General features: G+C 72.5%; 22 protein-coding genes, 1 tRNA gene and 1 riboswitch. Of the genes, 16 read left to right on the forward strand and 7 right to left on the reverse strand.

The genetic code is table 11. From position 1 onward, the window contains the following. Nucleotides 1–512 precede the first annotated feature (512 nt). A riboswitch (cyclic di-AMP (ydaO/yuaA leader) is annotated at nucleotides 513–671 on the forward strand. A gap of 2 nt (nucleotides 672–673) precedes the next feature. After that, the gene (locus tag NRO40_RS25465; RefSeq protein WP_058942604.1) at nucleotides 674–1,588 is read left to right on the forward strand and encodes a M23 family metallopeptidase; all 915 of its coding nucleotides are present in this window, start codon (nucleotides 674–676) and stop codon (nucleotides 1,586–1,588) included. Between the two features lie 167 nt (nucleotides 1,589–1,755). After that, nucleotides 1,756–2,532, forward strand: coding sequence for an SGNH/GDSL hydrolase family protein (locus NRO40_RS25470; protein WP_107115110.1), 777 nt, complete (start codon nucleotides 1,756–1,758; stop codon nucleotides 2,530–2,532). A gap of 230 nt (nucleotides 2,533–2,762) precedes the next feature. Here the strand turns inward: NRO40_RS25470 and NRO40_RS25475 are convergent, their stop codons facing one another. Then, a complete protein-coding gene (locus tag NRO40_RS25475; protein ID WP_058942628.1) occupies nucleotides 2,763–3,365 on the reverse strand; it encodes a TetR family transcriptional regulator C-terminal domain-containing protein in 603 nt (200 codons plus the stop codon). Between the two features lie 142 nt (nucleotides 3,366–3,507). Here NRO40_RS25475 and NRO40_RS25480 point away from each other — a divergent pair, with 142 nt between their 5' ends. The 4 genes from NRO40_RS25480 (at nucleotide 3,508) to NRO40_RS25495 (ending at nucleotide 9,023) form a co-directional block, all read left to right on the forward strand. Next, nucleotides 3,508–4,704, forward strand: coding sequence for an MBL fold metallo-hydrolase (locus tag NRO40_RS25480; RefSeq protein ID WP_058942602.1), 1,197 nt, complete (start codon nucleotides 3,508–3,510; stop codon nucleotides 4,702–4,704). 418 nt (nucleotides 4,705–5,122) lie between these two features. Beyond that, complete coding sequence (locus NRO40_RS25485; protein WP_058942601.1) at nucleotides 5,123–6,859, forward strand: hypothetical protein; 1,737 nt, start codon at nucleotides 5,123–5,125, stop codon at nucleotides 6,857–6,859. A gap of 145 nt (nucleotides 6,860–7,004) precedes the next feature. Then, nucleotides 7,005–7,514: a hypothetical protein gene (locus tag NRO40_RS25490; protein ID WP_058942600.1), complete on the forward strand. Its 510-nt coding sequence runs from the start codon at nucleotides 7,005–7,007 to the stop codon at nucleotides 7,512–7,514. A 72-nt stretch (nucleotides 7,515–7,586) separates the two neighbouring features. Next, nucleotides 7,587–9,023: a flotillin family protein gene (locus NRO40_RS25495; RefSeq protein WP_058942599.1), complete on the forward strand. Its 1,437-nt coding sequence runs from the start codon at nucleotides 7,587–7,589 to the stop codon at nucleotides 9,021–9,023. A 335-nt stretch (nucleotides 9,024–9,358) separates the two neighbouring features. Here the strand turns inward: NRO40_RS25495 and NRO40_RS25500 are convergent, their stop codons facing one another. Continuing rightward, a complete protein-coding gene (locus NRO40_RS25500; protein ID WP_058942598.1) occupies nucleotides 9,359–10,420 on the reverse strand; it encodes a PucR family transcriptional regulator in 1,062 nt (353 codons plus the stop codon). Nucleotides 10,421–10,788: 368 nt separating this feature from the next. On the opposite strand from NRO40_RS25500, the gene NRO40_RS25505 reads away from it, so the two are divergent. The 5 genes from NRO40_RS25505 to NRO40_RS25525 are packed head-to-tail and all read left to right on the forward strand — an operon-like array spanning nucleotide 10,789 to nucleotide 14,866. Then, nucleotides 10,789–12,879 carry a sensor histidine kinase gene (locus NRO40_RS25505; RefSeq protein ID WP_257375513.1) on the forward strand — a complete coding sequence of 697 codons (2,091 nt, stop codon included), beginning with the start codon at nucleotides 10,789–10,791 and terminating at the stop codon, nucleotides 12,877–12,879. A 7-nt stretch (nucleotides 12,880–12,886) separates the two neighbouring features. Beyond that, nucleotides 12,887–13,321, forward strand: a complete 435-nt coding sequence (locus NRO40_RS25510) for a roadblock/LC7 domain-containing protein (protein ID WP_079047113.1) — start codon at nucleotides 12,887–12,889, stop codon at nucleotides 13,319–13,321. Between the two features lie 3 nt (nucleotides 13,322–13,324). Further along, nucleotides 13,325–13,696: a DUF742 domain-containing protein gene (locus NRO40_RS25515; protein WP_058942596.1), complete on the forward strand. Its 372-nt coding sequence runs from the start codon at nucleotides 13,325–13,327 to the stop codon at nucleotides 13,694–13,696. Then, nucleotides 13,674–14,300, forward strand: a complete 627-nt coding sequence (locus tag NRO40_RS25520; RefSeq protein ID WP_058942595.1) for a GTP-binding protein — start codon at nucleotides 13,674–13,676, stop codon at nucleotides 14,298–14,300. Before NRO40_RS25515 ends, NRO40_RS25520 begins: the two co-directional genes overlap by 23 nt. Then, complete coding sequence (locus NRO40_RS25525) at nucleotides 14,297–14,866, forward strand: GAF domain-containing protein (protein WP_058942594.1); 570 nt, start codon at nucleotides 14,297–14,299, stop codon at nucleotides 14,864–14,866. Before NRO40_RS25520 ends, NRO40_RS25525 begins: the two co-directional genes overlap by 4 nt. A gap of 242 nt (nucleotides 14,867–15,108) precedes the next feature. Here NRO40_RS25525 and NRO40_RS25530 read toward each other — a convergent pair whose 3' ends face one another. Next, nucleotides 15,109–16,305 (reverse strand): acyl-CoA dehydrogenase family protein, encoded by a 1,197-nt coding sequence (locus tag NRO40_RS25530; protein WP_058942593.1) that lies wholly within the window; start codon nucleotides 16,303–16,305, stop codon nucleotides 15,109–15,111. 838 nt (nucleotides 16,306–17,143) lie between these two features. Between NRO40_RS25530 and NRO40_RS25535 the strand changes: the two genes are divergently transcribed. Together NRO40_RS25535 and NRO40_RS25540 are read left to right on the forward strand one after the other, a co-directional pair. Further along, nucleotides 17,144–17,515, forward strand: coding sequence for an MmcQ/YjbR family DNA-binding protein (locus NRO40_RS25535; RefSeq protein ID WP_058942592.1), 372 nt, complete (start codon nucleotides 17,144–17,146; stop codon nucleotides 17,513–17,515). Between the two features lie 94 nt (nucleotides 17,516–17,609). Beyond that, nucleotides 17,610–17,683, forward strand: a tRNA-Pro gene (locus tag NRO40_RS25540). 98 nt (nucleotides 17,684–17,781) lie between these two features. Here NRO40_RS25540 and NRO40_RS25545 read toward each other — a convergent pair. The 3 genes from NRO40_RS25545 to NRO40_RS25555 all read right to left on the reverse strand — a co-directional run bounded on the left by NRO40_RS25545 (nucleotide 17,782) and on the right by NRO40_RS25555 (nucleotide 20,696). Then, a complete protein-coding gene (locus tag NRO40_RS25545) occupies nucleotides 17,782–19,017 on the reverse strand; it encodes a tyrosine-type recombinase/integrase (protein WP_232791097.1) in 1,236 nt (411 codons plus the stop codon). Between the two features lies 1 nt (nucleotide 19,018). Further along, complete coding sequence (locus NRO40_RS25550; protein WP_306674886.1) at nucleotides 19,019–19,315, reverse strand: helix-turn-helix transcriptional regulator; 297 nt, start codon at nucleotides 19,313–19,315, stop codon at nucleotides 19,019–19,021. Between the two features lie 889 nt (nucleotides 19,316–20,204). Continuing rightward, nucleotides 20,205–20,696 (reverse strand): nucleotidyltransferase domain-containing protein, encoded by a 492-nt coding sequence (locus NRO40_RS25555; protein WP_058942591.1) that lies wholly within the window; start codon nucleotides 20,694–20,696, stop codon nucleotides 20,205–20,207. A gap of 524 nt (nucleotides 20,697–21,220) precedes the next feature. Between NRO40_RS25555 and NRO40_RS25560 the strand changes: the two genes are divergently transcribed. Both NRO40_RS25560 and NRO40_RS30640 read left to right on the forward strand, forming a co-directional pair. Then, on the forward strand, nucleotides 21,221–22,504 hold the full coding sequence (locus NRO40_RS25560) for an MFS transporter (RefSeq protein ID WP_058942590.1): 1,284 nt from the start codon (nucleotides 21,221–21,223) through the stop codon (nucleotides 22,502–22,504). A 631-nt stretch (nucleotides 22,505–23,135) separates the two neighbouring features. Further along, a complete protein-coding gene (locus tag NRO40_RS30640; protein ID WP_058942589.1) occupies nucleotides 23,136–23,870 on the forward strand; it encodes an ASCH domain-containing protein in 735 nt (244 codons plus the stop codon). A gap of 557 nt (nucleotides 23,871–24,427) precedes the next feature. On the opposite strand, the gene NRO40_RS25570 is transcribed toward NRO40_RS30640, so the two are convergent. After that, complete coding sequence (locus NRO40_RS25570; RefSeq protein ID WP_058942625.1) at nucleotides 24,428–24,784, reverse strand: MerR family transcriptional regulator; 357 nt, start codon at nucleotides 24,782–24,784, stop codon at nucleotides 24,428–24,430. 130 nt (nucleotides 24,785–24,914) lie between these two features. On the opposite strand from NRO40_RS25570, the gene NRO40_RS25575 reads away from it, so the two are divergent. Next, nucleotides 24,915–25,625 (forward strand): SDR family oxidoreductase, encoded by a 711-nt coding sequence (locus NRO40_RS25575; protein ID WP_058942587.1) that lies wholly within the window; start codon nucleotides 24,915–24,917, stop codon nucleotides 25,623–25,625. Nucleotides 25,626–25,664: the final 39 nt, after the last annotated feature.

Genomic DNA, 25,664 nt, shown 5'->3' on the forward strand with positions numbered 1-25,664 from the left:
AAGATCACCATGCGGGTCGCACTCCTGTCGCCCGCGCGCGGCCCCGCCCGTGGTCAGCGCCCTGCGGAGCGGGCGCGCGGAGCCCTGCGGGGCGCCCGTCCGTCGGGTCGTTCTGTCCCCGTTCGCCGCCTTTCGCGCATCGGTCCGGCGGTGGCCGCCGTCGGTGCGGGCGGTCGGATGGGTGAGGGGTGGGCCGATGGTCGCCTTGATCACGTTCGGTGGCTTCTGTCCGTATTCGCGACGTAAGTGGTAACACGCCCCGTAAACAAGGGAGATGGCCTTCGGTGCGTGAGCAGCGTCATAGAAGTGACGGACCGTGGCCGACCGCGGCGCCGAAATGGCCTGCGCAGCACGGGAACACATGATCCGCAATCCACGGAGGGTGACCGGAATTCCGGCGCGAATTCCGAAGGGCGAATGCACGGGCGCAACCATCCGCTTGTTCCCGGCGTCCTGACTCGTTTACGGTCCCGACCAGCCGGGCGGATCGCCGAATCCTGCCGCCGCCCCGGAATTCGCACTCACCCAACGTGTGGCAGGAGCGGGGGAACCAGGTAGTCCGCCGTACGGGAATTCCCGTACGGCTAGGGGTGAAGTCGCGCCACCGGCGCGGCCGGGCAGCTCCAGCCCGAACCCGACAGCTCACCTCGCAGGCGCCGGAGAGGAAATAGCCATGCCCGCCAAGGGTAAGCACCGCCGTCCCAAGTCCAGCCCGCTCACCCGCGGTTTCGTCGCCGCCGGTACCGGTGGCGCCGCCATCGCCCTCCCGCTCATCGGCGCTACCGGAGCCAACGCCGCCGCCCCCGCGGCCGCCCCGGCCACCGCCCCCCAGGCCGCCGTCGCGTCCGTCACCGAGGCCGCCAAGCCCGCCGCGCGGGTGTACACCGTCGCGGCCGGCGACTACCTGGCGAAGATCGCGCACAACAAGAACGTCAAGGGCGGCTGGCAGAAGCTGTACGCCGACAACCGCGACGTCATCGGCGGCGACCCGGCGCTCATCCACCCGGGCCTCAAGCTGACCCTCGGCGCCAAGAACCCGGACAAGGCCGACCAGGCCCGTCCCGAGGCCCGCGCCTCCCGCTCCGCCGCCTCGTCCCCGGCGCCGGCGAAGGCCGCCCCGCAGCAGGCCGCCCCGCAGAAGGCCGCCAAGGTCGAGCAGCAGGCCCCCGCGCAGAGCAGCTCCTCCGGCTTCACCGCCCCGGTCTCGGCGGGCGTCTCCACCCCGTACCGCGCCTCCGGCTCCATGTGGTCCTCCGGCTACCACACCGGTGTCGACTTCACCGCCTCCTCCGGCACCACCGTCAAGGCCGTGGGCCCGGGCACCGTGGTCTCGGCCGGCTGGAGCGGCGCGTACGGCAACGAGGTCGTCATCAAGCACGCCGACGGCAACTACTCGCAGTACGCCCACCTCTCCTCCCTCTCCGTCTCCGCCGGCCAGACCGTCGGCGGCGGCCAGCAGATCGGCCTCTCCGGCTCCACCGGCAACTCCACCGGCCCGCACCTGCACTTCGAGATCCGCACCAGCCCCGGCTACGGCTCGGACATCGACCCGCTGGCGTACCTCCGGGGCCACGGCGTCAGCATCTGACGCCCGGCGCTCCGCGCGCCCCGCACCGCCGCACGACGCCGCCCGGCACCCCTCAGGGTGCCGGGCGGCGTCGCGGTGGCGGAGATCACGCCCCGTCAACCCCTCCTACGGTCGCGTAGGCCACACCGCGCGGAGGAAGATGTGCTGCCGTGGCAGACGATTCGACGATGGGGGAGAACGACGTGATCGGGTCGTACACGGCGATCGGCGACAGCTTCACCGAGGGCGTCGGGGACCCGGGTCCCGACGGGCGCTTCGTCGGCTGGGCCGACCGCCTGGCGGTCCTGCTGGCCGACCGGATCCCCGAGGAGGGGCACTTCCGCTACGCCAACCTCGCCGTGCGCGGCAGGCTCCTCGACCAGATCGTGGCGGAACAGGTCCCGAGGGCGAAGGCCCTCGCCCCCGACCTGGTGACCTTCTGCGCCGGCGGCAACGACATCATCCGCCCCGGCAGCGACCCGGACGACGTCGCCGAGCGCTTCGAGCGGGCGGTCGTCGACCTGACCTCCCACATCGGCACGGTCCTCGTGACCACCGGCTTCGACACGCGCGGCGTGCCGGTCCTGCGCCACCTGCGCGGCAAGATCGCCACGTACAACGGCCACGTGCGCGCCATCGCCGACCGGTACGGCTGCCCCGTCCTGGACCTGTGGTCCCTGCGGACCGTCCAGGACCGGCGCGCCTGGGACCACGACCGCCTGCACCTGTCGCCCGAGGGCCACACGCGCGTGGCCCTGCGCGCCGCGCAGGTCCTCGGCCTGGAGGTCCCGGCCGACCCGGACCAGGCGTGGCCGCCGCTCCCGCCGCGCGGGACCCTGGAGGGGCGGCGCGACGACATCCAGTGGGCCCGCGAGTACCTGGTGCCCTGGATCGGTCGCCGCCTGCGCGGCCAGAGCTCCGGCGACCGCGTCTCCGCCAAGCGCCCGGACCTCCTGCCCCTGTAACCGGGGCACGCGCGGGGACGCGGCCCACGGGGCGCGTCCCCGCGCGTGACCGCCGCGCCGGCGCCCACCGGCGCGGCGGTCACCCGCCCGCCCGGAGGTACCGCGAACGCCCGCACCCCGGCGTCTCGGAGCCGAGGCAGGCATCAGAGGCGCACCGCTTCCGCCCGTCCCGCCGGCGTTCGTCCAGCCCGTCCCGCCGGCGTCCGTCCCACCGGCCTCCGTCCCGCCCGCTACGCCGGCGCCGGGGCGCCCAGCTCGCGGGCGAGCGCCTCGTCCGCCCAGCGCAGCATCGTCCCGCGGGCCAGCGACCCCCGGTACACCGTCATCTGCACCGCGAGCCCGTCCAGCAGCGCCGTCAGCCGGCGGGCCGCGCCACGGGGGTCGGCGCACCGGAACTCACCCGCCGCCGCCCCCTCGGCGAACACCTCCGCCAGGGCCGCCTTCCACTGCCGGTCCAGCCCCGCGGCGACCTCCCGCAGCGCCGGCTCGCGCGGGGCCGCCGCCCACGCCTCGATCCACAGCCGCCACCCCTTCGCCTGCCCGCTCGGCACGTACCAGCGCACCGCCGCGCGCAGCCGCCGCGCCGCCGAGGCCCGCCGCCCCAGGATCCGCCGCAACTCCGCGAGGTCGCCCTCCGCCGCGTACGCGAAGGCCGCGGCGACCAGCCGCTCCTTCGTCGAGAAGTGGTACAGCACCAGCGCCCCGCTCACGCCCAGGGCCGCCGCCACGTCCGCGACCCGCACCGCCGCGAGCCCCCGTCCCTCGATCTGCTCGACGGTCGCCCGCAGCAGCTCCTCACGCCGCTCGGCCGCGCCCAGCCGCACTCTCGTCACGTCACCCGCCCCGTCGTCCACCCTCAGCGCGGGACAGTATCCCGGACGGCCGGCGGTACCCTCCCGTCCGCTTCCCCGAAACCCCCGGGTGCCGGTCGTACCGTCGGCCCATAATGGAAGCCCCGAGCCCCTTGGAGGTGCTGTGACCGGCGTCGACGCTCCCCGCCCGCTGCGTGCCCGGTTCCGCTCCCTGCGGCCGGCCGCCTTCGGCGCGGACGCCGCCGGCGAGCGGCTGGAGCGCATCCGCCGCTCGCCGAACTTCGCCGACGGGGCCTTCCGCAACCCGGGCGGCGCCGCCGGCCACCGGCCGTCCGGTTCCGCGACCGAGTTCGCGAAGGTCTACTTCCGCAAGGAGGAGCGCCTGCGCCGCGCCCCCGCGCGCCCGATACCCCTCCACCCGGACACCGCCGCCGACCTCGCCGCGCCCCCGGCCACCGGTCTGCGCCTGACCTGGACCGGGCACTCCAGCGTCCTCGCCGAGATCGACGGGCTGCGGGTCCTGTTCGACCCGGTCTGGGGCGAGCGCTGCTCCCCCTTCGCCTTCGCCGGCCCCCGGCGGCTCCATCCCGTCCCGGCGCCGCTCGCCGCGCTCGGCCCGGTCGACGTCGTCGTGATCTCCCACGACCACTACGACCACCTCGACCTGCCGACCGTCCGCGCCCTGGCCGGCACGGAGACCCTCTTCGCCGCCCCGCTCGGCGTCGGCGCCCACCTGGAGCGGTGGGGCGTGTCCCCCTCCCGCCTGCGCGAGCTGGACTGGAACGAGTCGACGCGGATCCGCGACGTACGCCTCACCGCCACCCCCGCCCGCCACTTCTGCGGCCGCGGACTGCGCAACCAGCAGCACACGCTCTGGGCTTCCTGGGCCGTGGAGGGCCCGGAACACCGCGTCTACCACAGCGGCGACACGGGCTACTTCCCCGGTTTCCGCGACATCGGCGCCGCGCACGGCCCCTTCGACGTCACCATGATCCAGATCGGCGCGTACTCGGACTTCTGGCCCGACATCCACATGACTCCCGAGGAGGGCGTGCGCGCCCACCTCGACCTCCAGGGCGGCGGGCCCGGCGGGGTGCTGCTCCCCATCCACTGGGGCACCTTCAACCTCGCCCCGCACGCCTGGGCGGAGCCGGGGGAGTGGACCCGTGACGCGGCCGCGGAAGCCGGGCAGCGCGTCGCGTTCCCCCGCCCCGGCCGGCCCTTCGAGCCGGCGGCCGAGCTCCCCGTGGACCCGTGGTGGCGCTCCGTCTCCCATCCCCTGACCCACCACTGGCGCCGCTCGCGCCCCCTCGGCACCGCCGCCCCGGCCTCCGACCCGGACCCGGCCCCCCAGCCGTAGGCGGGGTACCTCCGTCACTGGCCCTGACGATCCGTCATGTGGCGTGCCCACAGCGGAAGTCGTGCCCACTTCGCGGAATCGGGCTCGCCGCGCCGGTCCGTCCGGCAGGATGTGCACCAGTCGGGCCGCCGGGGAGGTGGACGGGCGCCGAGGAGGCCGTAGGCAGGGCCGCGGTGGCGCCGGGTCCCCCGGCGAGGCGGCCCCGGCCGGGACCGTCCCGCCCCCCCCGTGCGGCGGTCCGACGTCGTACCGCAGGACCGCCCGAACGGCCCCGGCCCTACCGCGCGCTGCCGAGTGGGGCCCATCTCCCCGAAGTGGACGACTCGCATTGAACGGTCCCTCCGCGCCAGAAGCGCCCACCGCCCAACCCGCCGAACCCGCCGGCTCCGCCGCCCCGGCCGAAGCCGGTGGACCGGCCGTGCCCGCCGCCCGGAAGTCCGCCCCCGACGTGCTGGGCGCCGCGCCCCTCGTCCACCGGTCCGTCCTGGACGTCCCGGCCGGTACGGAGATCATCCCGGAGGTCCGGCGCGTCACCGCCCAGTGGCTGCACAGGAAGTTCGACCGCGCCCCGCTGGAGACCGGCACCCACCACCTCAACGGGCACACGGTCCTGACCTCGCAGGCCCTGTACCGCCTGGACGGCGCGGAGCGCGCGCTGAGGATCCAGCTGCGCGAGGACAAGCACGACGCGACATGGCGGGTCACGGTGGCCGCGGTCTCCCCGGACTCCGCCGACGAGCCGCAGTCCGTCGCCGTCACGCTGGAGTGCTTCGACAACGGGACCACCGCGCTGAGCCCGGCGCGGCCGGCGCTGGTCGAGCAACTGGTCGACGTCCTGCACCCGCGCGACGGCCTCGCCCACCTCACGACCCGCCCCCACGAGGTCACGGCGGCGGACGTCGACCACCTCGTCGACGTCCTGTGCGACCCCGACCGCCGGCTCCCGGCCGTCGTCGCCGCGCGCCCCGTCCAACCCGACGAGGTCTGGACCCGGCGGATGCGGCAGCTGCTCCCCAAGTGCGCGGGCGACGCGTCGCTCCACCTGCTGACCGACGCCGACGCCGTGGTCGCCTTCCGCGAGGCGGTCGGCGAGCACTACCGCGTCGCCCCCGGCGCCGTACGCACCTACCTGCAGGACGTCGACCCGGCCTGGGCCGCCGACGCCCCCCGGCACCGCCTTCTCAGCGGTGCGCGCCTCTGCGACCCCAAGGACACCGCGTACCGGCTGATCGCCCGCGGCGTCCACCAGCAGGCCCTCGGGACGCAGCTGCCGGCCCGGCTGCGCACCCTCGTCTTCCCGGACGACCGGCAGCGCAAGCAGGGCGTGCGGCGCGCCGCCCAGGACGCGGCCCGCGCGCACGCCACCGCCCTCGGCAAGGAGCTCGCGGCCCTGAAGGAGGAGGTCACCGTCCTGACCGAGCTCCTGGCCGACGCCGACCAGGACCTGTCGGAGGCGCGCCGCCGCGAGGACCTCGCCGAACGCACGATCCAGGCTCTCCAGGTCCAGCTGCACTCGGCGGCGGAGCAACTCCACCAGGAGATGGAGGACCACACCGTCGCCCTGGAGAACGTCGAGCGCGCGCAGAGCGAGGCGCGGGTCCTCCGCCAGCGGCTCCACGGTCAGGGGCGGCACGAGGAGACGGTCGTCCTCGACCAGGCGGCCGCGCAGCCGAGCTCCTTCGAGGAGCTGTGGGCGCGCATCCAGGAGATCGCGCACATACGCGTGACCGCCGACCGCAGGACCGCCATCGCGCTGGACGACCACGAACTCGCCCGGACGTGGGCGGCGAAGGCGTGGCAGGGACTGCGCTCGCTGGACTCCTACGCGTCCGCTCAGCGGGACGGCGCCATCTCCGGCGGGTACTACCACTTCTGCCGGAACGCACCGGTCGCCGGCGCCCTCATCTTCCCGGTGAAGCAGGTCGCCATGAGCGAGAACGAGGCCACCAAGGCGATGTGGGGGGAGGAACGCGTCTTCCCCGTGCCGGTGGAGGTGGACCCGAGCGGACGCATGCTGATGGAGGCACACCTGAAGCTCGGCTCGAAGGGGTCGATATCCCCGCGGATCTACTTCCACGACGACAGCCGCGGTACCACCGGGAAGGTCGTCGTCGGCTACATCGGACCGCACCTCACGAACCGGAAGACCAGCTGAGCGGAGCGGGGGTCGGGCCCGCGTGCGAGGTCGGCATCAAAGGCGCATCAAGACTGCCGGTCGACGGCAGTGCAGGCGCACGGGCACCGATGAGACAATCCGATCACTGAGAGAAGAACACCCGAAACCAGGGAGGTGTGCGCGCATGGGTCTTTTCCTCGGTCTCGGCATCGCGGGGATCGTCCTTCTCGTCGCGTCGCTGGCCCTGGACGGTGTGTTGGAAGGAATGTTCGACGGGGCGTTGGACGGCCTCTTCGACGGGTGGCTCTCGCTGCCCGTCGTCGCCGGGTTCGTGTCGATGCTCGGCTTCACCGGGGCGATCGTCCTCGGGGCCACGGGAACGGGGGCCGGGGTCGCCACGGCGGCCGGGGTCATCGCCGGGTTCGGCGCCGCGTGGCTGACCTGGAAGCTCAGCCGCAGCCTCATGGACGACCGCGGCACGGCCGCCCCCCGCGAGGACGACCTCGTCGGCAGCGCCGGGTCCGTCGTCACCGCCATTCCGGCCGACGGCTACGGCGAGGTGCTGCTGTGGCTCGCCGGCCAGCCCGTGAAGTTCGCCGCCCGGTCGGCCGTGCCGGTCCAGCGGGGCGCCGAGGTGTGGGTGGAGGCGGCGCTGTCCGCCGGCTCCGTCCGCGTGCGCCCCGTCGACCGCTGACGGCCCCGGCACCTCTCCTTCCCCACCCGTCCATCCGATCCGCCCTCCGCAAGGAGGTCAGGGGGAACCATCATGAGTCCAGTCGTCACCGCAGTGGTGGGAGTCGTCGTACTCCTCGTCCTGCTGGGCCTCGTCGTCATAACCCGGTACAAGGTCGCCGGCCCCAGCGAGGCGTTCATCATCACCGGCCGGCGCGGCAAGAAGTCCACCGACCCGGACACGGGCCGGATCTTCACCGACAACAGCGGGCAGAAGGTCGTGGTCGGCGGCGGCGTCTTCGTCGTCCCGTTCGTGCAGCAGAAGTTCACCCTCGACCTGTCCTCGCGGCACATCCCGGTCGCCGTGCGCGGCGCCGTGACGCTGCGCGGCGTCAAGGCCAACCTGGAAGGCGTCGCGATCGTCAAGGTCGGCGGCACGGAGGACTCCATCCGGGCCGCCGCCCAGCGGTTCCTGATGCAGCAGGACGGCATCGTCGGCTTCACCCAGGAAGTGCTGTCGGGCGCGCTGCGCTCCATCGTCGGCCGCATGTCCGTGGAGGACATCATCCGCGACCGCGCCGCGTTCGCCGGGCAGGTCGCCGAGGAGGCGGAGGCCAGCCTCTCCGGCCAGGGCCTGGTCCTCGACGCGTTCCAGATCCAGGACATCACCACCGAGGGTTCCTACCTGGAGGACCTCGGCCGGCCGGAGGCCGCCCGCGCCAAGCAGGAGGCCGACATCGCCGAGGCGGTCGCCCGCCGCGCCTCCGAGCAGGCCCGGCTGAAGGCCGAGGAGGAGATCGCGATCGCCCAGCGGACGTTCGCGCTCAAGCAGGCCGAGATCAAGGCCGAGACGGACGAGGCCGCCGCGAGGGCCGCGGCCGCCGGCCCGCTCGCCGAGGCCGACCGGCAGCAGGAGATCCTCAGCCAGCAGGAGAAGGTCGCCGAGCGGCAGGCCGCGCTGACCGACCGCCAGCTCGACACCCAGGTCCGCAAGCCCGCCGACGCCGCCCGCTACCAGGCCGAGCAGGAGGCCGAGGCCCGGCGCATCGCCCTGGTCAAGGAGGCCGAGGCGGACGCCCAGCGCTCCCGGCTCACCGGTGAGGGTGAGAAGGCGCACCGCGCCGCCCTCGCCGACGCCGTACGCATCGAGGGTGAGGCGCAGGCCGCCGCGATCGCCGCCACGGGCGCCGCCGAGGCGGAGGCCATGCGCAAGAAGGCCGACGCCTTCGCCCAGTACGGCGACGCGGCCGTGCTCCAGATGCTCGTCGAGGTGCTGCCGCAGGTCGTCGCCAAGGCCGCCGAGCCGCTCAGCGCGATCGACAAGATGACCGTCATCTCCACCGACGGCGCCGGCAAGCTGCCCCGCGCGGTCGCCGACAACGTCGCCCAGGGGCTGGAGCTCCTCGGCTCCACGACCGGCGTGGACCTCGCCCAGCTCCTGAAGGGCATCACCACCCGCGGCGGCGCGGGCACCCCGGCGGCCGACCCGGCCCCGGCCGCCGCCAACGGCAGGATCGAGATCGCCGACTAGCGCGGAGCCCCCGCCGACCACGGGGGAGACACGGGGCCACGGGGGAGCCGCGGCGGACACCGCGGCCGGTCGGCGGCTCCGGCCCGATGAGGGCCGGAGCCGCCGACCGCGCTCACGGGCCGCGACGCTTCGGCAGGCCCCCGGCGACTGCGTTCGCCGGGGGCCTGCGGCGTGCCCGGGCGGCCGTCACGGCACGGACCGGCCGCCCGTCCCACCGCCCCATCGCCCGTCCGCCCCGCGGCCCGCGCGTGGTGCGCCGGCGCGTGGTGCGCCGGGGCGCCGGCGCGTGTCCCGGCGCCGCCGCAGCCCCGGGCACCGGCGCACACCGCCCGCTCTCAGATCTCCTCGTCCGGCCAGCCCAGCAGACGCGCGCCGATGACGGCCGTCTGGAGCGTGTAGCGGTGGACGGGGTCCCCCGGATCCGCCCCTGTCAGCTGGTGGATCCGCTCCAGCCGGTACGTCATCGCCCGTACGCTCAAGGAGAGCCGCCGGGCGGCCTCGGCGGCCACACACCCCGTGTCGAAGTACGCCGTGAGGGTGTCGACCAGCGGCCGCGCGCCGCCGCGCGCCGCGCGCAGCGGACCGAGCACCGTACGGACGAGGTCCGCCATCGCCTGCCGGTCGCGCGTCAGCACCGGGTACACCAGCAGGTCCGCGGCGCGCAGCACCGGGCCCTCCAGGTGCATGCGCTCCGCCAGGGCGAGGGCGTTCAGCGCCTCCTCGTACGAGTGGACGACGCCCCCGACCCCCGGGTGCGACCGGCCGATGGCGACGCGGCCGCCGTCCGTCGCCGCGTACGCCTGCTTGGCGAAGTAGGTCAGGACGTCGTCCTGGTCGCCCGGGGCGATGCAGATCAGCCTGCCGTCCTTCGTGGTCAGCAGGATCCGGCGGTCCCCGAAGCGCGCGGCGAGGGACGACTCGACGCGGCGGGTCTCGGCGAACCCGTCGTCGTACGGCTCCGGGCCCTCGGCGACGGCGACCGCGTGGGTGTGCGACAGCAGCAGCCCGAAACGTTCCGCCCGCTCCGCCACGTGCCCCAGGCCACTGCGGCCGTGGAGCAGGTCGTCGATGAACTCCCGCCGCGCGGCCTCCTCCCGGCGGATCGCGAGCCGCTGCGCCCGCTCATGGCCTTCCGCGAAGGCGTCCACCGCCTCCTCCACCGCCGCCAGCAGGTGGTCGGCGGCCGCGCCGCGCAGATCGGCGCGCACGTCCTGGGCGGCGGCGAGGTGCGCCCGCACCAGGACGCGCAGCCCCACCCCCGCCTCGGCCGCCCGCTCGCCCTGCGCGCGCAGCGCCTCGCGCTCGCCGCGGGTCAGCCGCCGGCCGGTGGCGCAGGCGGCCGTGAGGATCCCGGCGTAACCCGCGAGGTACGTCCCGACTGTGTCCTGCTCCGTCATGCCCCCGCCGTTCCTCCGCGCCCGTGAAGCCCTCGTGCCGGCGCGGTCGGACCAAGCCTGCCACGGGAGGCGCGCGGGGCGTCCACCGGAGCCCGGCCGGTGGGGCGGCGCACGCGGGTGCTCCGGGCGGGTCCTGCCGCCCCGCGGCATTTTCGCCCTCCCGTACGACCCCTCATACCAGAGCGGGACGCCTGGCGGGCAAGTTTGACAACAGCCCACCACCCGAGAACGGTGGGCGACTACCGTGTGTGTCCGGTGATCAACGGTGGGCTCATCGAGCGGGGGTTCATCCACCCCCGTCCGATGCCGAACGCCCGTTTGATGCCGCACTATGCCGATTCCCTGGGACCCACGTACCAAGGACGCTGATGTCTCCACTTCGCGCACCCGCCGCGCGGCCCGACCGCCGTGAGGGCGGCGGGCGCCACGGCCGGTCAGGCGCCCGCCACCTGCCGGGCACCGGCAGGACGCACCCCGCCGCGCCGCCCCCGGAAGCCCGCATACGCCCGCACCTGCTGCGCGCCTCCGTCCTGCCGGCCGCCGTGGCCGCGCTCGGCGGCGCCGCCGCGGTCGTCCTCACCCTCCGCTGGACCGGGGCCCGGCCCTCCGCGGCGCTCTGGGCCGCGCTCGCCTGCTCCGGAGCCCTGACCGTGGCCGCCGTCGTCGGCGCCGCGCTCGGCGCCGACCGCGCGGCCCGCTCCGTACTGGACCGCTGCCACGCCCTGCGCCGCTCCACCGCCCGCGCCCAGAACGAACTGCGCGTGGTCGTCGAGCAGTTGAGACGCGGCGAGCGCCCCCCCGTGCGGCACACTCCGCCCCCCGGTCCCGGAGGCGACGAGTTCGACCTGCTCGCGCACGAGCTCAGCCGCTCGCACGACGCCGCCGTCGCGGCCGTCGTCCAGGCGTCCCGGCTCTCCAGCAGCGTCGGCAACGAACAGAAGGTCGAGGTCTTCGTCAACCTCGCCCGACGGCTCCAGTCCCTCGTGCACCGCGAGATCCAGCTACTGGACGAGCTGGAGAACGAGGTCGAGGACCCGGAACTGCTCAAGGGCCTCTTCCACGTCGACCACCTGGCGACCCGCATCCGCCGCCACGCCGAGAACCTCGCCGTGCTCGGCGGCGCCATCTCCCGCCGCCAGTGGTCCAATCCGGTCACCATGACCGAGGTGCTGCGCTCCTCCATCGCCGAGGTCGAGCAGTACCCCCGGGTCAAGCTGGTCCCCCCCATCGACGGCACCCTGCGCGGCCACGCCGTGGCCGACGTCATCCACCTCCTCGCCGAACTGGTCGAGAACGCCACCCTGTTCTCCGCCCCGCACACCACCGTGCTGCTGCGCGCCCAGTACGTCACGGCCGGGCTCGCCGTCGAGGTCGAGGACCGCGGCCTCGGCATGCCGCTGGCCGAGCAGGAGAAGATGAACGCCCTCCTCGCCGACCCCGACCAGGTCAACGTCGCCCACCTCCTCCAGGACGGCCGCATCGGCCTGTACGTGGTCTCCGCGCTGGCCCGCCGGCACGGCATCGCGGTACGGCTCCAGTCCAACATCTACGGCGGCGTCCAGGCCGTCCTGGTCGTGCCGCAGGGACTCCTCGGCGCCGACCCGGACCACCCCCACCAGGGGGACCGGCAGCAGAGCGGTACGGCGGCGGGCGCGGCGTCCGGCGCGGCGCCCATGCCGGCCGCCGTCCCCGCGCAGGCCCTTCCGGGCCCCACCCCACCGGGGCCGGCGCCCACCGCCCCACCCCGGTCGGCCCCCGACGCCGTGCCGGCACGGGGACCGGCCGCCGTGCCGGGCCCGGGACCCGTCGCCGTACCGGGAGCGAGACCTGCCGTCCCCGCGCCCGCCGCCGGACGTGGACCGGCCGGCCGGCCCGGGTACGACGGCCCCGTCGGGGCGCCCGCCGCGGCCACCGCCGCCGACCGCCTGCCCCGCCAGCCCCGCCACGCCGCGGCGTCACCCGCCCCCGAGCGGCTGGTGGCCCCCCTCCCCGTACGCGGCGGACGTCCCACAGGCTCCACCCCCGCCGGACCCCACCCCGCCGGGTCCCCCCCGGTCGGATCCCACCCCGCCGGGTCCCCGCCCGCACCGACGGGACCGCCCGCACCGACGGGACCGCCCGTGCGGTCCGGGCCGCCCGGACCGCGCGCGTCGCTCGACGACCGGTACGACACCCCACCCGCCGCCCCGCTGCCGCTGCCGCAGGAGACGGCGGACGGCGACACCGCTCACGACCTCGAAGGGCGCCCCCTGCTGCCCAAGCGCCGCGCCCAGGAGCACCTCGTCCCGCAGTTGCGCGACGAACCCGTGCGGCGACGCCACGACGAACCCGTCCTGCACGACCCGGGACTCATGGCGGCGTTCCAGCGCGGCATCGGGCTCGCCGAGTCCATGCCGGCGTCTTCCGCCTACGCAGGCCCCACCGAACCGCAGCGTCACGACGAAGCCCACAAGGAGTAGATGCACCATGGCGAGCGATGTGCCGACCGGCCATTCCTCGGATCTAGACTGGCTGCTGAGCGGCCTGGTCCAACGGGTGCCGTACACCCGCAGCGCGGTTCTCCTCTCCTCGGACGGCCTGGTGAAATCGGTCCACGGCCTCGACCCGGACAGCGCCGACCACCTGGCGGCCCTGGCCTCAGGCCTCTACTCACTCGGACGCAGCGCCGGGGCGCGGTTCGGCGACAACGGCGAGGTCCGCCAGGTCGTCGTCGAGCTCGAGACCACCCTGTTGTTCGTCTCCACGGCCGGCTCCGGCACCTGCCTCGCCGTCATCGCCGGCCGTGAGACGGACGCCGCCGTCCTCGGCTACGAGATGACGATGCTGGTGAAGAGCGTGCGCCCCTACCTGGTCACCCCGGCCAGGCAGACCGCCGCGGCGCCGGGCGTGCGGGGGCGCTGACGCGTGCCGTCCCGACAGGACGGGCCGTGGCTCGACGACGCGGCCGGCCGTCTCATCCGCCCCTACACGGTGAGCGGCGGCCGCACCCGCCCCACGGCCGCACTCGATCTGCTGTCCCAGGTCATGGCCACGGGCGCGGCGCCCCCCGCACCCCTCGGGCCCGAGCACTCCGTGGCCCTCGGGCTGTGCGACGGGCCGACGTCCGTGGCGGAGGTCGCCGCGCACTTACGCCTGCCCGCGGTGGTCACCAAGGTGCTCCTCTCGGACCTCGTGGACTGCGGAGCGCTGACCGCCCGGGCCCCTCGGTACGACCACCACACCACCGACCGATCCCTGCTGGAGGCAGTGCTCGATGGCCTACGACGACGGCTCTGAACGCCGGGCCGAGGACGAGGACGTCTTCCCGACCGCCCTGAAGATCCTCGTCGCGGGCGGCTTCGGCGTGGGCAAGACGACCTTCGTCGGCGCGGTGAGCGAGATCGAACCGCTCAGCACGGAGGAGGTGCTCACCCAGGTGAGCGCCGCCACCGACAGCCTGGAGGGCATCGAGTCCAAGACCACCACCACGGTGGCGATGGACTTCGGGCGGATCAGTCTCGACCGGCGGCACGTGCTGTACCTGTTCGGCACCCCCGGACAGGAGCGCTTCTGGTTCATGTGGGACGAACTGTCCGAGGGGGCGCTGGGAGCGGTCGTCCTCGCCGACACGCGGCGCCTCCAGGACTCGTTCTCGGCCGTGGACTTCTTCGAGCGGCGCGGCATCCGGTTCGTGGTGGCCGTCAACGAGTTCGACGGCTCCTACCGCTACGAACCCGAAGAGGTCCGGGCCGCGATCGACCTCGATCCGGAGGTGCCGGTCGTGCTCTGCGACGCCCGGATCGCCGGCTCCGGGATCCAGACCCTGGTCACCCTGGTCCAGCACCTGCTGGCCGCCGATCCGGCCCCCGCGCCGGTGCCGAGCTACGGAGCACCCACATGACCTACGACCCGACCGGATACCTGCTGCTGACCCCCGTGGACCAGGAGGCGCCGGCGCGCGTGCGGCGACTGCGCCAACTGGGCCTGGGGGAGCGGCCGGAACCCGCCTTCGACGCGTTCGCCGACCGGCTCGCCGAGGTGACCGGCGCGCCCTACTCGATGGTCAACTTCATCGACGAGAACCGGCAGTTCTTCGCCGGTCTGCACACCCCGACCGGCCTGCACTCGGGAGCGGACCTCGGGGCCGTCGCCTCCTCCGGCGCCGTGAGCCGCTACATGGACCGCGACCACGGCTACTGCCCGCACGTCGTCGTCCGCCGCAAGGCGCTGGTCCTGGAGGACGTCTGCGACTACCCGCGCTTCGCCGGGAACCCGGTGGTCGACGAGATCGGCATCCGCTCGTACCTCGGCGCGCCCCTCATCGACCGGACGGGCACGGCCCTCGGCACGATCTGCGTGGTGGACACCGAGCCCCGGCCGTGGGGCCGGGCCGGACTGGAGACCATCAAGTCGCTCGCCGCGGAGCTGGTGGAGCAGATCCACCGCCGCGAGGAGGGCCGCCTCTGACGAGGCGCGGGGCACGCGCCGTGCGGGCGCGGGACACAAGGCGCGCGGGCACGCGCCGTGCGGGCACGCGCCGTGCGGGCACGCGCCGTGCGGGCGCGGGACACAAGGCGCGCGGGACACAAGGCGCGCGGCGCGGGAGGCAGGTCGTGTGGCGCGCGACGTACGGCGACGTACACGGCGAGGCGTCCCCCGGGGAGCGTGCGGCTCCCCGGGGGACGCCTCGTGTTCCCGCCCCGGCCCGGTCACGGCACCGGGGCCATCCGCACGGCGTCCGCGAGCCGTTCCGACCACTGGCCCTTGCCCGCCCCGAGCGCCACCTCCGCCAGTCGCAGCAGCTGGACGTCCGACGTCCCCGCGGGCGCGAAGATGTGGTGGGCGTCCCGCAGGTAGCGCTCGACCGGGCGGTCGGTGAACAGACCGGCCGCCGCGTGGATCTCCATGGCGTTGCGCGCCGAGTCGAGCGTGGACTCGACGTTGACCAGCTTCGCGTTCATCAGTTCCGCGTCGCAGGGCAACCCCCGGTCGAGGAGGTGCACGGCGTGGTACGCGGCGAGCCGCGCCGTCATCAGCCGCGACTGCACCTGCCCCAGCTTGAGCTTCACCGAGGGCAGCGCGTGCAGCGGTTCGCCGTAGCGGTGCCGTTCCTCGCAGAAGCGGGCCGTGTCGTCCAGGATCGCCTGGTGGATGCCGAGCGCGACGGCGGTCAGGTTCGCCCGCCCGTACAGCACACTGGAGGAGTACGCGACGGCCAGGCCGTCCCCCTCGGCGCCGAGCCGGTTGGCGACCGGAACGCGGCAGTCCTCCAGGATCAGCTCACCGAAACCGAAACCGTGCAGTCCCATCGTCGGTTTCTCGTCACCGACCCGTAGACCGGGCCGATCGGCCTCCACGAGGAAGGCCGTGAGCCCCTTGGAGCCGGGTCCGGTACGGACGACGACGCCATGGAGGTCACCCACATGGCTGTTTCCGACGTACACCTTTCGGCCGTTCAGGACGTACTCGTCGCCTTCACGGACGGCGGTGGCCGACATGCCGAGCACATGGCCGCCCGATTCCGGTTCGGTGACCGCGATCGTCGGGAGGCACTCGCCCGCGGCGATCGGCGGCAGCCACGTCTTGCGTTGTTCGTCGCTCCCGAAGTGCAGGATCTTCGCGACGCCCAGCTGGGACGCCTGCACCATGGCGCCCATGGCCGCGCTGACCCGGGACAGCTCCTCGATGATGATCGTCTTGCCGAGGTGTCCGACGCCCATCCCGCCGAGGTCCCGGCCGATCGTCGCGCCGATCCAGCCCTGCCGCGCTATGTGCCGGGAGAGGTCGTGGTGGACGGAACGGGTCGCCTCCATGGCGGGAACGCGCGGTGCGACCTCGGTCTCCGCGAAGCTCCTCACCTGCTGCCTGAGTTGGTGGTGCAGCCGACCGGCGAAGTAGCCGTCCATGCGAGCCCTCCTCTGCGGAACGCCTGTTGGCGTGGGTGTTCGAGCAGGTGGTGCAGCAGCGGTGATTCCGTCCCGGGAGGGGTGACAGTCCATGGTGTGGATCTCCCGGGCGCGGTTCAACACGGTCCTGAACAATGGCTGAAAGCAGAGCTGTTGGCGTTTGATTAGTGCTCGGTGATGCGTGGTAGGCGCCAGACCAGTCCTACCCGATGGGCATTCCCTCCGTGCCTCTCTCTGCTACATGCCAAGGGCAAAGGTTTCGGGTACGGAGTCGGTCGTGCGGGGGAAGGCCGCACCATCCGTCACAGCCGTCTCGGCTCTTTCTGTCAGCCGGAACGGTCGGATACCGATCCGGACCGAATGCGGCGGGATCGCGTCCTTGCGTGAGCGGCGCGGGTGCGATTCGGACAAGAAGCCGCCGACCGCTGCCCCGCCCACCCCCTCCCGTCATGGCCGCGTCATCCGGCCGCCCGGCGCCCCGCTGAAACCCCTGGTCACAGCCTTACCGGCCGTCCCTGATCGCACAGGCCGTCTCTCTCCTCGTCCGGCACCCGCCGGCGACCGGCCACGACGTCGCGGGCTGTGCCCGCTCCGCCGCGCGGGCCCGGTGACCTGCCGGACGGACGCGGAACGCCGGCTTCCCGGCGCCTATGCCATCGCACCCCGGTCCATGGGCGGCGCCCGGATGCGCCACGGGGCGCGAACAGCGCCCACCACCCCCGCCAACGCGCCTTCGCGCAGCCCGCGCCGGACAACCGACGGCGCCGGACGGCCCCACCCCTGCCCGGACGGCCCCACCCCCGCGGCCCCGCCGCCGCGGTCGCCCTACGGTCGGGGCATGGTCACCGCAGACGACGCACGCAGGGTCGCCCTGTCACTGCCCGCCACCGTGGAGAAGCTCTCCTGGGGCATGCCCACCTTCCGCGCCGGCCCCGCCGGACGGATCTTCGCCGCGCTGGAGGGCGACGACGAGGTGATGGGCGTGAAGTGCCCGAAGGAGGACCGCGAGGAACTGATCGCCGCCGAACCCCACAAGTTCTTCCTCCGCCACGGTCACGACGAGCCGTACGCCTGGCTCCGCGTCCGCCTCGCCGCACTGGACGACGAGGCGGAGCTGCGCGCCGTCCTCGTCGACTCCTGGCGCCAGGCCGCCCCGGCCCGCCTCCGCGCGGCCCACCCGGAACTGGACCCGCCGCCCCCCGGCGCCTGACACGGCCCGCCGAAGTGGTTAGTGATCACCGGCCGGAGTGCGGTATTGTTCTCGTGCACGGCGATCCGGGGGAAACCCCAGGTCAGACGGGCACCGGGACGTGGCGCAGCTTGGTAGCGCACTTGACTGGGGGTCAAGGGGTCGCAGGTTCAAATCCTGTCGTCCCGACTTGCTTTTACGCAGGTCAGAGGCCGTATCGGAAGCATCCGATACGGCCTCAAGATCGTTTTTGGGGACCAGTTGGGGACCAGTACGGTCAGGGCGGGTCAGACGGCGGCGACTGCCGTGAGTGGCAGCGAACGAGGTGCACGGAGCACCATGAGGTGCGCGGAGAGGGCGGCACCGGCTGCGGTGATCTGGTCGGCATCGGGGTGCAGGTAGCGCTGAGTGGTGGTCAGCGAGCCGTGCCCGGCGATCTTGCGTAGAACGTGCAGGGGGACCCCGGCGTCCGCGAACCACGTCAGCCCGGTGTGGCGAAGGTCGTGTCGTCGAAGGTGTTCGAAGCCGAGTTCGGTCACGACGTCGTCCCAGTGCGTGGCGTCACGCAGGACGGCGGTGGAGATGCGGCCGCCACGAGGGCCGAAGAAGAGGCGGGCGTCTGGGCTGTCGCCGGCCGCCAGCAGGCGTTGGGCGACCATCGGCCGAACTTCTTCGATGAGGGGCACCTTCCGTGCGCGCTTGCCCTTGGTGGCCTTGTCGACGAGCCCGCCACGGGCGGGAGTGGTCTGCCGCCGGACGGTCCAGATCCAGCTATCGGTGTCGATGTCCCGGACGCGGACCCCAGAGACCTCGCCGATGCGCGCTGCCGTGGACGCGGCAAAGGTGACCACGTCCCCCCAGCCCTGGTACTGGCCGTGTGAGCGTGCGACCAGGGCTTTGGCGACGGCCCGCAGAGTATCCCAGTCGGGTAGAGCGAGCGCGCGAGGATCGTTCAGCTCGTCCTCGACCTGCTGGTACTGGCGCTGCCAGCCGCTGACCCGGGCGGGGTTGACCTTGATCAGGCCGTCGCGGACCGCCTGCTCCATGACGCGTACGAGGACGGCGATGGTGTTCTTGACGGTCGAGCGGCTGTATTCGTCGGCGATCCACCGGTACACGGTGCGGTCCACCGCACCGTTCGTGATCATTCGGACCGGCAAGTGACCCAGGGCCGGCACAACTCTCAGACGCCATCCCGCCAGATAAGGGTCGAGAGTCTTCAGCTCCAGTCCACGGAGCGCGAGTTCCATGTTCGCGGTGCCGTAATCGACCAGAGGCATGGTGGCGAGCGAGGGGTTGATGCCGGCTTCCGCCGCCTCGACGAGCGCCGTGATCCACTCCTGCGCTTCGTCCTCGGTGTCCTTGGCCTCGGAGAGGGATCTCCGGGACTTCGTCTCAGGGTCCCACCAGCGCACGCGGGCCCGGTACGGCGAGGGGCGGTTGGGGCGGTACTCAACGTCGGCGGTGAGTCGGACACCGATCGGAACGCTCTCGGCGGCAGCGGGCGGTGTTGCTATCGCCACGTCAGACTGCCTGCCCCGGGACGACGCGGCGACTGCGCAACCATTGCTCGATGTCATGGACGCTGTAGAGGGTGACGCGGTCGGACACGGGGACGAAGGGCGGGCCCTGCGGAGGTCGAGCCGAGCGCCAACGACGGAGGGTGGAGGGGTCGACGTTCAACATGCCCGCTAGCTCATCGGTCGTGAGCCACCTGCCGGCGACCAAGTCGGGGAGAACGGCTCGTCCGGTCTGCGTGGATTTCTTGGAAGACATGAGTTCCTTGCGGCGCAGCGCGCCGATGGGGCGGGGCGAAGTCATGAGCAGGTTGGTCAGCTCCCTAGGTCAGGCGAATGCCAGGACGACGACCATAAGAGCAACGGTGGAGAAGTCCAGCGAAAGATCTGGGGATTCGCACACGGAGAACAACCTCTTCCGGTGTGTGCCGTTTGATTCGATGCGTGGGCCCTGGAAGACCTCTCCCGGGCATGGATGAAATCTGGGCACACGCCACTGGGAACGGGTGTTCAGGATGCCGTCATGGCAAGTGCGCGGTCGCGTACTCGCTGTATGCCGCGATTCCTCAGGGGTGTGAGGAGGTGATGCGACGGCGGTCGCAGACGGCGAGCGAGGTGTCAGCCTGGACGTTAAGAGCACACATGAGGGGATAAGGCTTTCGAAGCGTGGCGGACAGGACTGTGCTGGGAGAGCTGATCTTCCGAGTGAATCCCCGGTTTCGGAAACCGGGGATTGTGCGCTATATATCGCCCAGCAGCATGGTCGAGATCGTGGTCGGCGCGGGGGCGTTGACACCTGAAGGAGGACCCGGACCGGGTGAACGTCCCCTGTGATTCGCGTCACGCGACCGTGTGTGCGGCGTAGTGGCACCGGGCCCCGGGCCGGCCTTTGGCGCGCGGCAGGATCGCCACCTCGGTCAGGCGGCGGCCCGTCGGCCCAGGAGCGGGTGCGCGGGCCGCGCCCTCATCCTGACGACGACGTACGGCAACGCAATCCGCGCGAACATCTTCAACGGCGGAGTCTGGAAAGCCGGCACTCGCAAAGGCCGGAGTGATCCCCATGCGAGAGAAGGGAAAGCGGTGGATGGTGTCCAGCAGGCCCCTGCATGCTCGGAGGATGGCGGAACGCTTGCGCCGGGCAGTCGGCAGGCCACCCGATAGCGGAGTGCCGGGCGGCCGGCAGGCGAGGGCGTTCAGAAGTGCGTCGCGACGCCGAACGCTTCTCGGAGCCGGGCCATGTCATGGCGGTCCCGGTCGGTGGGGTCGTACCCCTGGTGGAAGTAGACCTGCTGCTCGGCGGACAGACAGGGAACGGTGCTGTGCCGGATCGCGCCGGTGACAAAGCATTCCGCCGGGTAGACGTCCGGGCACTCTGGTTCCAGCGAAGCCTGGGTGGCGCTTCCGTCCGGTGCGAAGGCCAGCGGGTGCAGGTCGATCTCGCGACCCGACGCGTCTGCGACGACGAAACGCGTGGGGCGCCAGTCGAGGGTTTCGGTGAAGCCGGCGTCGGCGAGGGCCGAGAGGAGAGCGGGCTCCTGTTCATGGCGGTGCATGAGATCCAGGTCCCGGTGAGGGCGGGTCTGCCTCCCCAGGAGGGCGTCGATGCCCCAGCCCCCTCCGATCCAGACATCCGTGCCGGCCCTCCGAAGCACGTCCAGGATCTCCAGCACATCATCGCCAGTCATGGCAGACACCTTTCTCACGCTCCCGGCGACGAAGCCTACGGAGCCGTCTCCTCCTGGCGCATGGCCTTTTCGGCGGTGCCCGGTGAAGTCGTCGACGACCAGGTCGCCCCCGTCATCCGACGGGGTAGTGAGGGCGCCACCTACGTCGCGGAGCAGACCCGTCGATGATTCCGCTGGACGGCGCCAGAGGTCGAGCCGGGCGCCGGTGCGCCGGACGGTCCGGACTGCTGCTCCGAGGCGGCCTTCTCTTGACCCTCCGTCGCCGCTAGTGTCATCTTCTGCCCGATCCGATCTTCGACCTCGATTCCTCCACCTCAACACTCGACATTTCTGCCGGCGCTGGAGCCGACGCCGACGCGGACTTCGATTCCGCCGCGCCTGCGTCATCATGGACGACTCCTGGCGGCCGGGAGGCGTGCCCGCGACGGGTGCCGTCCTCCCCGGCCGTCCCACCGCGCAGCGGAAGGTTCGCCGTGACACCACGGCACTGGTTCCGTCGTACCGCACCGGATCTCCGCCGAACCGTGACGGGATCTCGCAACACCGTAGGCACTCGGACGAGGACCGCCTCCTACCGTTCAGCCCTGCAGACCCCCGGCGCGGCGGCCTTCTTCCTGGTTGCGGCTCCCGCCCGGCTCGGGGTGGCCATGGCCGGCCTCGGCATCGTCTGGCTGGTTCACGCCCAGACCGGGTCCTTCGGGGCGGCCGGCCTGGTCACCGGCTCGTTCGCCGTGGCAGAGACCCTGGTGGGCCCGCAGACGGCCCGTCTCATGGACCGCATCGGTCAGCCGCGCGTCCTCGTCCCCCTCCTGTGCGCCCACGCCGGGGCGATCGCCGCCCTGGTCGGGCTGACCATGACGGGAGCGCCCGAGTTGCCGCTGATGGTGGCCGGCCTCGCCGGCGGGGCGACCACCCCGCAGTTCGGCGCGCTCTCCGCGGCCCGCTGGTCCGCCCTGCTGCACGGCAGGCCCGAACTCACTCCGGCCTTCGCGCTCGAGACGATCAGCAACGAGGTCGCCTTCCTCCTCGGCCCCGCCCTCGCGGTGCTGACGGCAACCCGGCTCCACCCGGCCGCGGGCACGGTGCTGGCGGGGGCGCTCGTCGTCGGCGCCGGACTGACCTTCGCGGCGCTGCGCCGTACGGCCCCGGCGCCTGCCGCGAGGCCCGCCCCGGATCGTACGGCCGCCCGAGGCCCGGGGATTCTGTGGACCCGGAACTTCGCCACCCTCCTGGCGGTCAACCTGGCCCTGGGCGTCTTCTTCGGCTCGACGCAGGTCTCGGTGAGCGCATTCGCCGACGCTCACCACGCCGCCGCGGCGGCCGGGTTCCTGTACGGGCTGATGAGTGCGGCAAGCCTGCTGGCTGGTCTGGCCTACGGGCGACACCGCCCACACATCCCACCCGCGGCCCGACTACCACTGATCCTCACCTTCCTCGCCTGCGCGTCACTGCTGCCGCTCCTGGCCAACGCGCCCTGGCAGCTCGGCCTCGCCCTCCTGCTCCCCGGCGCGGGCGTGGCTCCGTGCATCATCGCCTCCTCTACGCTTCTCCAAGCAGTCATGGACCGGTCGGTCCTGACGCAGGCCTTCACCTGGACGAACTCCGCGAGCGCGGCGGGCATCGCCGTCTCCGCCGCCGCGGTCGGCCGACTCGTCGACGGTCCGGGCGGCCCCCGAGTCGGATTCGTCGTTCCTATCCTCGCCCTGACCGCGACCGCAGCCCTGACCTGGTCCACCCGCCACGCCCTCGCTACGGGCACCACGGCATCCAAGCCACCGTCGGATGCCGATTCGGCAGGCGTCCCCTGACTGGCCACCACGTGCACTCGACAGAGGAACGGGTCAGGACTGGTGCCTTCTCGGTAAGTGTCTACGACAACGCCGCTCCGGGCGGTCCGCCGGTTCTGACAACGGGACCGATGGATCCGTTCCCCTGGCGGTGCCTTGTCTGACCGTATGGACCACTCGTGTGAGGACATCAAGATCGGCATCACGCGCGGGCTTTGACGCCAGGACGGAGGGCCTTTGCTCTGTGAGCTTCTTGGGCTTGGCCTCGACGCGGTGGGCTCGTCCCGCAGGTCCCGGTGCTCGGCCATCTCGTCCAGCTCGGAGAGTGAGGAGACCTCGGGGACAGGGACGAAGCGGTCGCGGCCGGAAGCAGCCGGTCGACTCCGCCCTCCAGAGGAGCGCCTTCGATGCCGGGCCGGCCGTAGAGGCTCTCGCTGCCGAAGCGCGATCGGACGGCGATTCACCGGCCGACCTCGACTCTTTCCGGCCCCCAACACCCTGGGACGGCGGCCTTTGGGTTGTCGTAGCGGACTTTGGTACGCGGGAGTCCTTCACATGAGGATCTCGATGCCAAGTCACTGACCATGCGGAGGGGAAGCCCATCGGAACAAATGCGTCGAGGTGTCCGGCCGGCAGGTCTAGGGTCGGTGCCATGGCCTCCTTGAAGCTCTTCGACTCCGAGCGCCGTGTCATCGAGGCTGCGGAACGGCTCGCCACTGCCCTCGATAGCGGCCCGAACCACACTGTGGCCGCAGCGGCGATGGACACGGACGGCAGGATCCATGAGGCGGTCAACGTCCACCACTTCACCGGTGGGCCGTGCGCCGAGCTCGTCGTCCTCGGGGCCGCCGCAGCGGCGGGAGCCGGCCCGCTCGTCACGATCGCCGCCGCGGGAGATCAGGGGCGCGGCCTCATCCCGCCGTGCGGCCGTTGCCGCCAGGCGCTTCTCGACCTCCATCCCGACGTCTTCGTCGCGGTACCGACCGACGACGGGCCGGCACTGCGGCCGATTCGGAAGCTCCTGCCGGACACCTACTTCTTCCCCGATGCGGATGCGCGTCGCATCGTCCGGTTCAACAAGCGCTACTACGAGGACATCGCCACCGCGCGGAAGACCTCCAGCGTCCGCCACGACGATCCGATCGCCCCGGGCCCCGCACTCTTCCTCTTCGAGGACGACGAAGCTCACCGCACCTTGAACGGCATTGTCACCGGCGTGGAACGCCACCGGCTCGATCGTCTCACCGCCGCACAGGCCCGGCTCGATGACGGTACGAGCATCGAGCAACTCAAGTCCGGCCTCCAAGGCCACTACCCCGGCCTGCCCTCCGACGCCGAAGTCGACATCGTGACCTTCACCGTCGAGGCGCCTGACACCGTGCAGTGACGCGGCGTGGAGAGCTCCACACCCGAGGGGATCGCGGTAGGGACACCCCGCGATCCCCTCGGGCGCTGCCCTTTTGTTGACACCGGCGTCACGTCACAGCTGGCCAGATCGTCCCTGCTGGAGGGGGAGTCAGGCCACTTCTCCATGGAGTGGCCCGAAGTGACCGTCGAAGATCTACTCGCGTGCGACTGTCCCTTCGCCACCGCGTTGGCCCCGCCGGCGTTCGTGGACGGGCCGGAACTCGATGATGGTGACGAAGAACGTGCACGATTCATAGATCGGCTCGAAGCGGTGGTCCGTCTCGGCGGGCGGGACGGGCCCAGTCGACCTTGAGGCCGTCCCGATGACAACCTTGCGCTTCACGGTCGCGCCCACTGGGTCTCTACGACGTGTCCACGAGCATGCCGTCTCGCCCGCCCGAGCCGGTTGGCTGCTTGTCGTGCTCCGGCCCGGCGTCCGCGGCCCGTCGGTGAGTCCGTGGGCCGGTAGCCGCCCCGGCGTCACGCGTTCGGCGGCGCGTCACCGCAGACGCTGTCCGACGTGGAGAGGCGCGGGAGTCACTCCTTCACCACGTTCGCGGCGATGACGCTTTCGATCACGCGGTCGAGTTTGCTCTTGGCCCGGGAGAGGTCCTGGATGCGTTCGGTGATGTGGTCGCGTTCGGTGGTGAGCCGGTCGAGCATGGCGGGAGTCGCGGTGCCGCTGCTCACGCAGGGCAGCAGCTCGACGACGGTTCGGCTGGAGAGGCCGGCGGCGAAGAGGTCCTGGATGAGCTGCACGCGATCAAGGGCGTCGTCGGGGTAGTCGCGCTGTCCTCCCGGTGTCCGCGTCGATTCCAGAAGTCCCTGCTCCTCGTAGTAGCGAAGCGCTCGCACGCTGACCCCGGATCGCCTGGCGAGCTGTCCGATGCGCATGACACAGATCACTTCCCTTCCGCTTGAACCTCACGTTGACGTCAGGTTTTACGTTACCCGTACCGCCGCAGACCGCGCGGGGGCGACGGGCCGGTCTGGCCCGGTCTGAGCGACGAAGAGGGACGAGGACATGAACATTTCCGGAGCGACAGCGCTGGTCACCGGCGCGAACCGAGGTATCGGGCGTCACTTCGCCGCGCAGCTCGCCGAGCGGGGCGCGAAGGTCTACGCGACCGCCCGGCGGCCGGGCAGCGTCGATCTGCCGGGCGTGGAGGTCCTGCGGCTCGACATCACCGACCCGGCCTCGATCGAGGCCGCCGCGGCGGCGGCCACCGACGTCGACCTGCTGGTGAACAACGCCGGCATCTCCACCGGCACCAACCTCCTGGACAGCGAGCTCGACGCCGTCCGCCGCGAACTCGACACGCACCTGTGGGGCAACCTGCACGTGGTTCGTGCCTTCGCCCCGATCCTGGGTGCCAACGGCGGAGGCGCGATCGTGAACGTGCTCTCGGCCCTGTCGTGGTTCTCCTACGACGGCAGCAACGCCTATGCGGTGGGCAAGGCGGCGGAGTGGAGCATGACCAACGGCATCCGCCTGGAGCTGGCAGCCCAGAACACGCTCGTCACTGGCGTCGTCCTGGGGGCCGCCGACACCGACATCATGGCCGGCGCCGACTACGACGGCCCCCTCACCGACCCCGCCGACGTCGCCCGTGCCGCACTCGACGGCGTTGAGAAGGGCCTCATCGAGGTCGTCGTCGATGAGTGGAGCGCCCACGTCAAGTCGTCCCTGGCCGCCGACCCCGCCGAGTTCTATCGGCAGCTGCTCGCCACCTGATCCACCCTGCGCCGCCCCACCACTTCCACCACAAAAACC

This window comes from Streptomyces changanensis (assembly GCF_024600715.1).
Taxonomy (GTDB): Bacteria; Actinomycetota; Actinomycetes; order Streptomycetales; family Streptomycetaceae; genus Streptomyces; species Streptomyces changanensis.